This window comes from Bacillus sp. AFS031507, from assembly GCF_002584635.1.
Classification (GTDB): domain Bacteria; phylum Bacillota; class Bacilli; order Bacillales; family Cytobacillaceae; genus Neobacillus.
The window spans coordinates 1-12,755 of sequence record NZ_NUOW01000021.1 but is presented as its reverse complement, the minus strand read 5'-3'; the positions used below and the strand labels follow the sequence as shown (position 1 = coordinate 12,755).

13 protein-coding genes and 3 pseudogenes are annotated in these 12,755 nt (G+C 34.4%); 2 read left to right on the top strand and 14 right to left on the bottom strand.

Translation table 11 applies throughout. The features are described from left to right. Positions 1 to 103: 103 nt before the first annotated feature. The 5 genes and pseudogenes from COE25_RS19245 to COE25_RS19225 all read right to left on the bottom strand — a co-directional run. A pseudogene (locus COE25_RS19245) lies at positions 104 to 289 on the bottom strand (serine/threonine protein kinase); the annotation flags it as partial. A 105-nt stretch (positions 290 to 394) separates the two neighbouring features. After that, positions 395 to 913, bottom strand: a pseudogene (locus COE25_RS19240) (GrpB family protein). Positions 914 to 1,088: 175 nt separating this feature from the next. Next, positions 1,089 to 1,583 (bottom strand): DinB family protein, encoded by a 495-nt coding sequence (locus COE25_RS19235; protein WP_088087362.1) that lies wholly within the window; start codon positions 1,581 to 1,583, stop codon positions 1,089 to 1,091. A gap of 31 nt (positions 1,584 to 1,614) precedes the next feature. Next, complete coding sequence (locus COE25_RS19230; RefSeq protein WP_098933775.1) at positions 1,615 to 2,127, bottom strand: DUF2199 domain-containing protein; 513 nt, start codon at positions 2,125 to 2,127, stop codon at positions 1,615 to 1,617. Positions 2,128 to 2,242: 115 nt separating this feature from the next. After that, positions 2,243 to 2,788, bottom strand: a complete 546-nt coding sequence (locus tag COE25_RS19225) for a cupin domain-containing protein (RefSeq protein ID WP_088087360.1) — start codon at positions 2,786 to 2,788, stop codon at positions 2,243 to 2,245. 161 nt (positions 2,789 to 2,949) lie between these two features. On the opposite strand from COE25_RS19225, the gene COE25_RS19220 reads away from it, so the two are divergent. Further along, positions 2,950 to 4,311, top strand: a complete 1,362-nt coding sequence (locus COE25_RS19220) for a D-serine ammonia-lyase (RefSeq protein WP_257208897.1) — start codon at positions 2,950 to 2,952, stop codon at positions 4,309 to 4,311. Positions 4,312 to 4,523: 212 nt separating this feature from the next. On the opposite strand, the gene COE25_RS31695 is transcribed toward COE25_RS19220, so the two are convergent. The 5 genes from COE25_RS31695 to COE25_RS19200 all read right to left on the bottom strand — a co-directional run bounded on the left by COE25_RS31695 (position 4,524) and on the right by COE25_RS19200 (position 7,677). Next, positions 4,524 to 4,655 carry a hypothetical protein gene (locus tag COE25_RS31695; RefSeq protein WP_256942356.1) on the bottom strand — a complete coding sequence of 44 codons (132 nt, stop codon included), beginning with the start codon at positions 4,653 to 4,655 and terminating at the stop codon, positions 4,524 to 4,526. Between the two features lie 201 nt (positions 4,656 to 4,856). Continuing rightward, positions 4,857 to 5,021 carry a hypothetical protein gene (locus COE25_RS30880; protein ID WP_180247551.1) on the bottom strand — a complete coding sequence of 55 codons (165 nt, stop codon included), beginning with the start codon at positions 5,019 to 5,021 and terminating at the stop codon, positions 4,857 to 4,859. 31 nt (positions 5,022 to 5,052) lie between these two features. Then, entirely contained in the window at positions 5,053 to 5,574 is a 522-nt protein-coding gene (locus tag COE25_RS19215) for a hypothetical protein (RefSeq protein ID WP_098933773.1), read from the bottom strand. A gap of 523 nt (positions 5,575 to 6,097) precedes the next feature. Then, a complete protein-coding gene (locus COE25_RS19205; RefSeq protein ID WP_098933772.1) occupies positions 6,098 to 6,628 on the bottom strand; it encodes a YfiT family bacillithiol transferase in 531 nt (176 codons plus the stop codon). 281 nt (positions 6,629 to 6,909) lie between these two features. Next, the gene (locus COE25_RS19200) at positions 6,910 to 7,677 is read right to left on the bottom strand and encodes an SDR family NAD(P)-dependent oxidoreductase (protein WP_088087354.1); all 768 of its coding nucleotides are present in this window, start codon (positions 7,675 to 7,677) and stop codon (positions 6,910 to 6,912) included. Positions 7,678 to 7,818: 141 nt separating this feature from the next. On the opposite strand from COE25_RS19200, the pseudogene COE25_RS19195 reads away from it, so the two are divergent. Continuing rightward, positions 7,819 to 7,893: pseudogene (locus COE25_RS19195) on the top strand (MerR family DNA-binding transcriptional regulator); the annotation flags it as partial. A 293-nt stretch (positions 7,894 to 8,186) separates the two neighbouring features. Here the strand turns inward: COE25_RS19195 and fabF are convergent. From fabF to COE25_RS19175, 4 genes are all read right to left on the bottom strand, one after another. Beyond that, entirely contained in the window at positions 8,187 to 9,443 is a 1,257-nt protein-coding gene (gene fabF, locus COE25_RS19190; RefSeq protein ID WP_088087352.1) for a beta-ketoacyl-ACP synthase II, read from the bottom strand. Between the two features lie 446 nt (positions 9,444 to 9,889). Continuing rightward, positions 9,890 to 10,171, bottom strand: coding sequence for a hypothetical protein (locus COE25_RS19185; protein ID WP_257208896.1), 282 nt, complete (start codon positions 10,169 to 10,171; stop codon positions 9,890 to 9,892). A 396-nt stretch (positions 10,172 to 10,567) separates the two neighbouring features. After that, positions 10,568 to 11,764: an FAD-dependent monooxygenase gene (locus tag COE25_RS19180; RefSeq protein WP_098933770.1), complete on the bottom strand. Its 1,197-nt coding sequence runs from the start codon at positions 11,762 to 11,764 to the stop codon at positions 10,568 to 10,570. A gap of 695 nt (positions 11,765 to 12,459) precedes the next feature. Then, a partial coding sequence (locus COE25_RS19175; RefSeq protein WP_098933769.1) for a hypothetical protein occupies positions 12,460 to 12,755 on the bottom strand: 296 nt, incomplete at its 5' end.

The window sequence follows — 12,755 nt, the reverse complement described above, 5'->3', positions numbered from 1 at the left end:
CATTACAGGAATGCTGCCCCCATTAGTCGAATAAGAGGATTGCCGCAGCAACCCCCTTTCTTAAATTCAAGGCACCCGATAATGCAATAACACATTGGGTTATTCTTGCCCCTGCATACTTCACAAACTTTTTAACACCGTCTTTTTCAATTCCAAAAGATATATTACCAGAATCTTGTTCATCAAAAATACAAAACACTTTACCAAGATTTCTAAGCCAATCAAAATCATGTTTTTCTTTTAAGTAAAAAGAAACACTGTCTAAATTTATTGCTTTCGTCTCTCCCATTTAAAACCTCCATTTATTATTCAAAAAAACATAATCTGTACTCTATAAAAAATCCTTCTTTCTCCGTTAACCTTCTACATTATTGAAATAGCTCTGTTCCTTAACTCAAGCACCAGCAGCCCATTTTTTTGCTTTCAGAACTAATTCATTTACAAAATGCTCTTTACCTTGTTGATATTTATGAATATCGTCAGGATATAGGCTGGCTAGCTTTATTTTTAATTCCCCATAATCTTGAGCGTCTTGTGGATGATTTATTAAATATTATTTAAAATTTAAATGTGTTTTTATATTTTCATTCCCTCTTTGGAAGATTTGTAAATGATGGGTTCGCTTCTCATTTCCATTCGGAAAGTGTCTTCTTCCAATTATTCCATTCTCGCCTCTAGGTTCATATCCTAGAGTCTTTAATTGTTCATTATAAATGTCCACTTGTTCAATATTTTTAACAACTAATAAAATGTCGATTATTGGTTTCGTATAACCTACTGTCTGAACAGATATACTTCCAATATGATGTATTCCAATATGTTCTTTCTTAAAAATTTTAATTAATTTTTCGGCTTCATCTTCGTACAATTGGCTCCATTTTTCTGACCAAGGAAGAATTTCTGTTTTCCTCAAAAAATTGCCTCCGCAAAAATATTTCCTATTCACCTTAAATATTCTACCTTTATCAAAAACTTTCTTCTTCCACTAACCTGCTTACGTTAGCTCAATAAGAAAAAGCCACCAAATGGCAGCTTGATCCTCAACTTTAGCATTCTTTAGTTCAAGTAGGCGCTAGTGCAACTTTTATTTATTCATCTTCTCCTGCATCTATTTTCAAGCTATTTTGCAACTTCCGGATATAAATGATCTGACCAATGTGATATGCGTTATGAGTTGACACATTTCCGAGTATTGCCCACCATTTCACGTGTCCAGGAAAACCATTAACTTCACTCTCTACTTTTTCTTCAGATAATATCTCCTGCCAACGTAAAAGCAACTCTAATAGTTGTTTCTTTAAGTCAGCAAAAGTATGATTTTCAGGAATAATAAAGCTGTTATTATTATTTCCTATGGAAGGCACAGCATCAACGTGAGATTTTTGGTACCTTGTTTGCCATGTTTGATTCCAATATAGTAGATGCTGCACAATTTCAGCAATACTATTACTTTCTTCGTTTGGCTTCCAAAATGCATGTTCCTCAGACAATCTTTCTACTGAATCTGAAAATGGCAGGTACCAACTAGGGTCATTGGCATTTGCCAACAACTGATCCGATAAAACATCTTTTGCATGAACCATAACCAACACTCCTAATTTTTATACCTTTATCTTAGTTATCGTTATTAACACAAAGTTGTGCAGCTATCTTTTGTACCCGTTCTATAGTTACTCCATCTCTCAATTCCACCGATAAAGGATGGTCGGTTGGTTCGAGCTCAATGAAAGGTCGAATGCCATCTGGTCGAGGATGGACCATTGTTTTTAAGTTTACAGTATCAGGATAACAAGGTAAATCGGTAGATAGCCACCCAAACATTGGTTCCAATAATTCTTGTTTATCCCAGTGCTCTTTTATATTGTTAAAATTAGCTTCACTTAATGAAACCCATACACCCCATATTAGGTGTTCATCGGTCCCAATTATAGGAATCTCAATACATCCACGAATAAAGAAATGTTCGTTATCCATAATGCATAAATCGTCATCTAGCTCAAACCTATCCTCTCGCTCTTCAGGTCCAGCATCATAATAATGGACGGGAGCTGGATTTCCGTAACTTGTAGGAAGTTCTTCGTGATATTTACCGCAACAACTGCAAGCGTATCCCTTAATTTTAGTCATTCTGTTCCTCCATTAATTTCACCATTTGAATCTTCTATAACTTCTTATTCATAATTCGTTATCCAAAATACTTATTCCTTCTTTCACTAAACTGTCCGTTTGTTCAATAAGAAAATTAAAAAGCTGGTGGAGTCACCGAAAAAAGTATGGCAGCATGTTCACTAAAATTATTTTCCCATTTATGCTTCATTTGTGCTGGTATTTTCACACTATCACCAGGTTCCAATATGTATTCTTCATCATCTAAAAACACTTTAATTTTCCCCTCTAATACAAAAGCAACTTCTTCTCCTTTATGCTCCAACTGTTTCTCAGATGAAGCAGTGTTCGGTGGAAAATTCATAATGGCTGTTGCCAGGTTTCCAGTAAAATCAGGTGAAACTAGCTCATAAGATAAGTTTTCAATGATCATTTTCTTTCGATGACTAGACCTAACAACTAAATCAACCGTGTTTGTTTCTTCAATGAAAAAACTAAATGTTGGAACGTCTAGGGATTTCGCTAGAACTTTAAGAGTCTGAATAGAGGGGTTTGCTAAGCCACGTTCGATTTGGCTCAACATTGAAGGCGTTATTTCAGCTAACTTTGCTAATTCTCTATTGCTTAAGTCTTTAGCTTTTCTATATTTTTCAACCATCTTACCAATATCTATATTTTCCATTCCTATGCACTCCTTGAAAATTAATTGTTAATTATAATTTAACATTTTTAAATAATACTTAACAACTAAAAGTGTCTATGTTAAACTGTGTTTAACTTAATTAAATTATATTTTACTTCGTTTTGATGACTATAATCAATTCAATAAGGAGGACTATCAAAGTGAAAGAGATTGAATTCAGAGATCTACAAACATGGAAAGAACACTATCCTTTACTAATCAAACTCATTTCGATGAAGGAAATATTGTGGTTAAATCCTAAAATTGAAAAGTTTAAAACAGGAATTAAAAAATCCCCCCTTACTCAAGATGATGTAAAGGATGCAGAGAAAAGGTTGAAACGTTTTGCTCCATATATTGCCAAAGTATTCCCAGAAACAAAAAAGATGAATGGGATAATAGAATCTCCTTTAGTGAGAATTCCTTCCATGAAACAATCCTTAGAGCTGGATTATCAACAACCTATATTAGGTGAATTATTGCTTAAGTGTGATAGTCACCTTCCTATATCAGGGTCTATAAAAGCAAGAGGCGGGATTTATGAAGTTCTCAAACATGCAGAAGAATTAGCTCTTCAACATCAATTATTGACGATTCAAGATGACTATTCCATTTTAGATAGTGATAGGTTTCGAACATTCTTCTCCCAATATTCAATCGCAGTAGGCTCGACTGGAAATTTAGGACTTAGTATAGGCATCATGAGTGCAAAGTTAGGTTTTAATGTGACCGTTCATATGTCGGCTGATGCAAAACAATGGAAAAAAGACTTACTTCGAAGCAAAAATGTAAATGTAATTGAATATGAATCCGATTATAGTAAAGCAGTAGAGGAAGGTCGACTCCAAGCAGATGGGGATCCTACATGTTATTTTGTAGATGATGAAAATTCTTATGACCTATTTTTAGGATACGCAGTAGCAGCAGCTCGATTAAAAAAACAATTAGAAGAGTTAGAGATAACAATTGATGAAAATCATCCTTTGTTTGTTTATCTTCCATGTGGAGTAGGCGGTGGTCCTGGCGGTATAGCTTTTGGTTTGAAGTTATTTTATCAAGACCATGTTCACTGTTTCTTTGCAGAACCTACCCACTCTCCATGTATGTTACTTGGTTTAATGACTGGACTTCATGATAAAATTTCTGTACAAGATATTGGTATTGATAATGTAACCGACGCTGATGGACTTGCTGTAGGAAGACCATCTGGATTTGTAGGTAAAACTATAGAACCGTTTCTTAGTGGTAATTATACGGTTAGCGATGAACAGTTGTATAAGTTACTAAAGGAACTAGTTGATACAGAGGGGATTCATTTAGAACCTTCAGCACTAGCAGGCATGATAGGACCAATTAAATTATGTAAAGAAGGAACCGATTATTTACTGAAGCATAATTTAACAAAAAAAATGAGTAAAGGTACACACATTATTTGGGGGACTGGTGGAAATATGGTTCCTGAAGAAATGATGAATCAATATTATCAAAAAGGATTGAATTTAACGTTAGAGAATCAAAGGTAATTCAACACGGGGGTTAGCTGACCCCCGTGTTTTTATTGGAAAAATTATTTCTTGTTGAACTAACCTCCCCGTTAGCACAATAAGAAAACAGGATCGCCGCAGCCATCCCATCTTTAACATAAGCACCAATTAGCTGAAGAAGAAAATCAACACATCTCTTATATCTATGTCATTTTTTTCGTCAACAACTTCTAAAGGAAGCTCTCTTTATATTAAAACCACAATCTTTTATGATAATCATATTCAGAGATATCGTAATTCTCTTCTCTTTCTTTTTTTGGGGTACACTCTTCACAAGGTTCTTCCGACTGGTTATGTTCACATTGTTCTAATAAAAGTTCCATTGTTTGTATCCCCTCTCCTATTTCTTATTATTTATATTAATGGAAGCGATTACATTTGTCAGGTGCTTTTTATTGGAAAATAATAAATCGTGTTATTAAATTTGTGAGGAAATAAGAGTGAAACAATCATAAAATTTTTCTGTTTTTGAATCTGGTAATTTGGACAGTTCCGTCAATTCTTTGATTCCCTCATAAGCCTTCCTATTCCAATCCCTTTAAATAGGCATTTCTAAACATAATATAAAAATCCGAATTTTCTCCGAAATATCGCTTAAAGCCTTCTAATACTTTTTCTTTAATTATTAAACAATCGTACCCGTTAGCACAATAGGAAAAGCCGCCTACGATAGCAGCTTGGATCTTCAACTCTTGCACCCTTTGGTTCAATAAATCTGTTTTATCTGAAGTATATTTTATTACGCTCCCAATCTTCAGGAACAAGCAACCATAATCCAGGCATTACACATTTATTGCGTTGTATGTAATCGGTTGGAGTATATTTGAAGGGTTTGTTAAGCATATTTTTTATCCCATCTATTGTTTGTATGTTTAAAGCGTTTATCGAGTATTTTTCATATGAATTTAAAATTGAATTTACTTTTTCACTATCTGCTTCAAAAAAGTCATTTTGCAATTCACTAAACCAACCTTCATAATATGTCGATTTTGGACCTCCCATTCCGTGTGGGCATTCTGTTGTTTCATTATTTGGATTAACATAACACCACCAAGATACATCAGAAATAAGTATTCCTAAAGCTGTTAATTCTTTAATAAACTCTTCTAAATTATTTTTCATAACTATACAGTCAATGTACCCGTTTCCAACTGGTTGAACTTTATACTTTGTAAATAGATGTTCTATTTGTGTGACGAATTCATTCTTATTAGAAGTTAAGTAATCAAAATACCTCATCAATTAAGATTTCCTCTTTGTTTACAATAGTACCCGATAGTTCAATAAAAAATATGGGTTGATGTTGCTACTTAATTTTTAAAACAAGACAAATAATATTGTTATGAGGTTAATAAAAAAGAACAGTAATAATAAGAAGGATACAACGCTCCATACATACTCTTTCCTTTTAATTGTATTTATAAAAATAATTGTTATCGCAATACTTGAAACAATTGAATACAAATATCCTGATATATTCGAAATATAGAACCCATTTGCTAATAAATTAACCATAAAAAATGCGATAGAACAGACGACTAAAATCTTTTCTAATTTTTTCCCTCGGACAAAAACATAAATTATAATCACCACAAAAAGTAAATCCAATAAAAAATTTGAGATCATTACTTATTCCTTTCAATAAAAAATTAAATGGCTTTATCTTATTCAATTCAATTATCCTGCTTCTTTAACGCAATAAGAAAAAGGATCGCTGCCGCAACCCTTGTTTAACTCTTGCACCCGTTACTTTAAGTGTAATCGTTCACAAAATCCTATACCAACCCTTACGATTACACAAGGAAGTAATATGTGCAAGATGATGTCTACTATGCCAAGCATAGATTCCTATATTTTTACCTACTGAAACTTCACCTGAATCTGGATGAATAAATGTCTTTTCCATATCAGCAGGAGTTAGACTACGTAAAAGGTTGGTCCAGCGTTTGTGTAATGTTTCGAGAAGTAAAAGTGAAGTATCAATTGGCAATTTATAATCAGATAGTTCCGCCCATTTCGTTTCGTCATATGGCTTAATTACAGGATTTTCTTCCGTAAGAGCCAATTTAAAACGAACGTAGGCATTCATATGACTATCTGCAAGGTGATGTATTACTTGTCGAACAGTCCACCCTCCAGAACGATAAGCTGTATCAAGCTGTTCATTATCTAAGTCTTCTACAGCATCTCGTAATAATCTTGGTAAATCTTCAATCTCATTTATCCAAACACTTGTAACACTGCTAGAAATTTCATCATCAAATTGAAAAGTGCCAATTGGGTATTTCATATCCATCTACTATTCCCCCTATAAATTCCTTGGTTTTTGTGGCTAACTAAATGAATCGTTTAAAAAATATGTAATTCTACATCAATTTCTCTAATTCCTTTACACCTTAAATGTTATTCAACTATCCTGCTCCGTTAGTCCAATAAGAAAAGCCACCTAAATGACAGCTCTGATCTATTACTAAAGCATGCGTTAGTTACATAAGGATTTACTTTTTAAATTCTTTTTACTCGTCAATATAAAAAGCAAAATAACCACAATTTGGTAATGTACAAAAATCAAACTTATTAGCTTCTCATTCTTACTGCATAAGGATAAATTGGATCTTTTAATTGAAATTCATAAGTAAGACCATCTACAATTCCAACTACTTTTTCGCTATCGTAGAGATCAAGCATAAATCCAGCCATTTCTTTAGCTGTATGGTATTTAGGAAGAAGTCCTTCAAGCTTAACATTTTCTTCTAAATCATTCGATACTTTCGCAAATTCAGTTTCAGTTGCAGCCGGAGCTAATACTTTTGCTTTCATGCTTGCACCTTTTTCTTTTAATTCATGTGCAAGTCCTTCAGTAAACGCACTTACATAGAATTTAGAAGCACAGTATGTGATTGCATTTCCAATAATCGTATAACCTCCACCTGATGAAACGTTTATTAATTGTGTTCCTTCAACTGTTGAATAGTCACGCACATAAAGAGAAGTTAAAATAGTTAAAGCCTCGATATTTAAATTGAGCATTGTCTCAATTTTAGTTAAGTTTTGATCTCCAACTGATGCGAAATTTCCAAATCCTGCATTATTAATCCATGTTTCAATTTCGTATTCCTTTAGATTTTCATATAATGTATAAGCATTTTTCGTATTAGATAAATCAACTGTTTTTATAACGACATCTAGTTCTGCATTTACTTTCACGATTTCTGATTTTAGTTTTTCAAGCTCCTCCGTTCTACGTGCCACAATCACTAAATTTTTTCCACGAGCAGCAAAAGCAAGAGCTGTTTCATAACCAATACCAGAACTTGCACCTGTAATAACTGTATATTTTTTCATTTCATTTCCTCCTAATATTTTGTTTTTACTAACAAAAATTGTTTTTTAACTGCTACGGATTTATTATAGTGATTAGAGTAAACTCTAAGTCAAACCTATTTTTTTACACTTGATAAGCATTGGTTAAAAACGGAGGTTAGTATGTATACAATTGGCGAAGTGGCAAAACTAGTGGGAGTTAGCACACATACATTACGTTACTATGAAAAAGAGAATTATCGAGGATATGGATGCGACAGTTGAATTTTTAATGAGTGACAATAAAGTACGGATAAACAAATACAACTATTGTATAGAAACCCCATTTCTTTTTTGTATGATTTCCTTCCAATAAACATAAAAAAGAGCTGTATTTCACCTCACTTGTTCAACCTGCCCCGTAAGCACTATAAGAAAAAGACCGCCGAAAATGGCAGCCAGATATTCAACTCTTGCACCCGTTAGTTGCAGAAACATCTAATTAATTAGCATGTAATCGATAAGATAATATATGACTTATGACTTACCGATTAATCCTTTTCTTTAGTCTTATCTATCGAAAACTTCTTAAATGCCAAGACTGCATTATGTCCTCCAAAACCAAAACCATTAGAAATAGCATAGTTTATTTTTGTCTTAACTGCATGGTTTGGAACATAATCTAAATCACAATTTTCATCTGGTATTTCGTAATTGATAGTGGGAGGAGCTATATCTTCCATGATACTTTTGAGGGCTATAATGGCCTCAATTCCCCCTGCAGCTCCAAAAAGGTGTCCAGTCATTGATTTGGTAGAACTCACCTTTAAATTATAAGCATGAATTCCAAAAACACTTTTAATTGCTTTAGTTTCTGATTTATCTCCTTCAGGGGTACTAGTTCCATGGGCATTTATATAATTTACATCAGTAAGGTTTATTACCCCCATTTCTAAAGCTAATTTCATAGCATTTGCTGCACCGTTATAATCAGGGGAAGTAATATGATAGGCATCCGTTGTGGAACCATATCCTACAATTTCTCCTAAAATTTTCGCTCCTCTTACTTTAGCGTGTTCATACTCTTCAAGGAATAAAACACCTGCTCCTTCTGACATAACAAAGCCATCACGCCCTCTGTCAAATGGACGGCTTGCCTTTTCTGGAATATCATTAAAAGTGGACATTGCTCTCATTCTTGAAAATCCAGCAAAAGCTAATGGATTAATAGAAGCTTCAGCCCCTCCAGCTAATATGCCATCAGAGTAACCATGCCGAATATTTAAAAATGCCTCCCCAATCGCTTGATTCCCTGTTGCACAAGCAGAAACAGGAGAATAGCTAGGTCCCTTAAATCCAGTTTTTATGGAAATAATACCTGAAGCCATATTACTAATCATCATAGGAACCATAAATGGAGAAACTCTTCTTGGTCCTCTTTCAATTAAGAATTTATGATTATCTAATATTGTATTAATTCCTCCAATACCTGAGCCAATATATACCCCTAATCGCTCCTTATTTATATTATCCACATCAAGATTTGCTTGGTCTAAAGCTTGTTTAGCAGCAGCATAACCATATTGCACAAACAAATCATATTTCCCTAATTCTTTAACATCAAGATATTGTTCTGCATTAAAGTCGGTAATATAACCACCAATTTGAGTGCTTATATCTTTGAAGTCCTCAGATTGAATTTTTTTGATCCCTGATTTACCTTCTTTAATATTATTCCAAAACTCTTCTACGTTATTTCCTAACGGTGAAACTACTCCATATCCAGTCACTACAACTCTACGTGGCATAATCAACACTCCTCTTTATTCTTCACACTATTTAAACGATTATTTCAAAAGACTTCTAAAAAGTTCGATTACATTTGAAAATAATGTATTCCCCAAAACACTTCTATATTGTTGTCCGCCTTTTGTGCTTGAAATCAGAAGAACAGCAAACGATTCTTTCTGGAACATGCGAATCTATCACAGTAATACGTGCTTTGGATTTGAAAATAGAATAACCACCTCATTTTATGAATTAAATCAATCTTATAGCTTGGTATTAATACCTGGTACTAATTATACATAAAAAAAATTCTTCTTCAACTAACCTGCTTCGTTAGCATAATAAGAAAAACGATACCTCTTTGAAAAGTATCGTATTGTTCAACCAGCCCCCTTAATAAAAAAGCGCCTATATTAATAGAAACGCACAATCTAAACAGAAATAATTATGTTTAAACTTCTCAATATTATTGAAGAGCAATATCTTTAAATTCTTTAAAAATTGCTATTTCCTTAGTTAAGGTGTCCTTCATTTTCTTTCCGCATTTCTCACTACATAAAGCAAATATACCATCAGTTCCTTGTAATTTGGCTTCTGATTCTCTCGCTGTTACAATCAAAGGAACACTAGTGTTTCGTGTACGGAGACCTATTTGTATTATTTTCCCTTCACTTTCGGTGTAATCAACACCTTCTACAAACTTAACACTTAACCCAAATACTGGCTTGTTATTACTAATTTTTTTCATACACCAGGCACATCTCAGCATATAGAACACTCCCATTACCTGAAAATTTTGTAATAAATATTCCTCATTAATTTATAAGGTTCAAACTATTAATTGCTCAATAGATTTGTTACCAATTAATCAGCAACTGCTCTACAATAAACTGCCACGTTAGATCAATAAAGAAAAAGAGCAGCCGCTGCCGCTTATTGTTTAACTCAATAAAGAAAGCGATCCTCGCTAAAGAATCGCGCGGGCTTGCGGAAGACTAAAAATATTTTTAAAGGGCTTAAGGGCATGTTTGCTCTTAGCTGGCTAAACAGAAATTTGTTCGGATTTTATATGGTTACTGAAAATAGACAGCCTTTTTTGATCGTGTCACTTGTTGGTAGTAACCCTCCAACCAATAAATCCAAATCAATAATCTTTCAGCTCGATCCCGTTAGCAGCTTTGGCTATCATTTTTGAAATCATCTTAAATTGTACGAGCATAATCGGGGGTATGTGCAACATTAAATTGCGTAGAAAGATTTTGAAGTTTGATTTTTCAATCATACTCCCGGCAGCTATTCGTCCTATTTTTTGATTTTTCTCAACAAACTTTCTCATTTTTTGTTCGTAGGCAACAAATGCACGAGCGAAATCGCCATCTGCAGCTTTAAGTTCACCAGCTAATACATAAGCCCCGACAAGCGCCAGGCTAGATCCTTGACCTGATAGAGGAGATGGACCATACGCCGCATCGCCTACCAATGTAATCCGCCCTTTTGACCATGTCGGCATGTGAATCTGGCAAACCTCGTCAAAATAAAAGTCTGTAGCATCTTTCATGGTTTTGAGTAGATGCGAGGTTTCCCAACCTGAATCGCCTAAGAAGGCATTTTCTACTAGTTTCTTTTGAGATTCTGTATCATTGCGGTCGTACTTCAATGCCTCTGATTGGAACAAGAACATACCCCTTGCTTCGGTATTGTCACGAGCGCTATACATACCTACAGTTTTGCCTGGTATCGTATATAACAGTTGGCGGTGGTCGAGGTTGAGGTCATTCTCGAGAGTGAAAATCGAGATATAACAGCCAAGCGTCCGTTTAAACTGTGCTTCATCTCCAAAAGTTAAGGTGCGTACATTAGAATGAAGCCCGTCTGCACCGATGACAAGGTCAAATGTCTGTGGCTTGCCATGAATAAATTGAACTTCTGCACCAGCTTCAGTCTCATTTATAGCTGTAATCGAATCGCCCCAAATGTAATCAACAGTATCCTTGGTTAAATCGTACAAAATGTTACTTAGATCGTCTCGCATGACTTCGATATCCAGACCCTGCTGATTCCCCATACTTGCTTCGCTTATTTGACCTTGGATCTTCCACTTGCTGTTCACAAAGTAAACACCAGTCATGTTCGTGTCAGCTGCACGAACTTGATCGATTATACCCATCCCCTTAAGCACGGAAATGGCTGCACCACGGATATCAACTCCGTAACCACCAGCGCGCAATGCTGGAGCACGTTCTATTACAGTCACATCGAATCCATGACGATGAAGCCAGTAAGCGAGTGCCGGACCGGCAATGCTTGCACCAGAAATAAGGACGCGCATTGTTTGTTTCATAATTGCCTATTCACTCCTATCCTAATTAAAGTCTTAACATATCCATAGTATATTTACGGACGATTTTACTTATTTAGGACAACAAAATAATAGGAATTTAATTTTAAACGCTGAGACTAATGTTCAACTATCCTGCTCCGTTAGTTGATCAAGGACCTTCCTTTATTGCATATTATCTTCGTTAAACGCATTAGTCAGAGGTCTTGATTAGCGACGGATGAATATTTTACAATATATGGAATAAAATAATACCAAAGAGCAAGGTTAGCCCTCCACATACATTGAGATTTCATCAATGCCTTGCTCTCTTATTTTTAGCTACAAGGCTAATGCCCAAGAATTACTACGATTTCCCATAGAATAAAGTGTCATATATTAATTGCCAACCAGTTATGAATTTTGAAACCATCAAAAGTGCCTTTATTTTTTTTACAATTTTAAAAGCCACATAGTGTTTAACCTTCGTAAAGAGACTATATGTATTGTTCAATCACTTCAATAAATCTACCTTCTGCTTTTCCTTTGCTCGACAAAGTTGCCGCAGCAACTTATTGTTAAACTCTTACACTCGTTACTTTAAGTACAATACTTCACAACCTATTTCACCAATCAAAGGGGAAATGTTGTTATATAGTCTATTTAAATTTTAATCAAAATCAACCACCCATTGCCCTATTACTTACTATTATAAGGATTTATCTTTTTCCATTTAAATTCCCCCAATAATCCCCCGTTTGTTTATCAAAAATCATATTGTAATTATCCGACATTTTGATAAATTCATATCGATTTTGATTACTAACTTCATCATTCTTTTCGGATTTTATCGATTGTGAAATAAACCAAGAATCTAAAACAATACATACCCATAAAAAAATAATAGAAAAAGCCATTAATTTTTGCCCATATTTACCCCCTATACTTTTCCATTTCAAACATATTCCACAACATTTGCCATAAATCCTTCTTGAATTAACCTCCCTCAATAAAG

Coding starts and splice junctions, on each gene's coding strand:
- COE25_RS31695 (WP_256942356.1), bottom strand. CDS start 4,655: ATGGAACTTTTATTAGAACAATGTGAACATAACCAGTCGGAAGAACCT.
- COE25_RS19180 (WP_098933770.1), bottom strand. CDS start 11,764: ATGAAACAAACAATGCGCGTCCTTATTTCTGGTGCAAGCATTGCCGGT.
- COE25_RS19185 (WP_257208896.1), bottom strand. CDS start 10,171: ATGAAAAAAATTAGTAATAACAAGCCAGTATTTGGGTTAAGTGTTAAG.
- COE25_RS19235 (WP_088087362.1), bottom strand. CDS start 1,583: ATGGTTCATGCAAAAGATGTTTTATCGGATCAGTTGTTGGCAAATGCC.
- COE25_RS19225 (WP_088087360.1), bottom strand. CDS start 2,788: ATGGAAAATATAGATATTGGTAAGATGGTTGAAAAATATAGAAAAGCT.
- COE25_RS19205 (WP_098933772.1), bottom strand. CDS start 6,628: ATGGATATGAAATACCCAATTGGCACTTTTCAATTTGATGATGAAATT.
- COE25_RS19230 (WP_098933775.1), bottom strand. CDS start 2,127: ATGACTAAAATTAAGGGATACGCTTGCAGTTGTTGCGGTAAATATCAC.
- COE25_RS19200 (WP_088087354.1), bottom strand. CDS start 7,677: ATGAAAAAATATACAGTTATTACAGGTGCAAGTTCTGGTATTGGTTAT.
- fabF (WP_088087352.1), bottom strand. CDS start 9,443: ATGCCACGTAGAGTTGTAGTGACTGGATATGGAGTAGTTTCACCGTTA.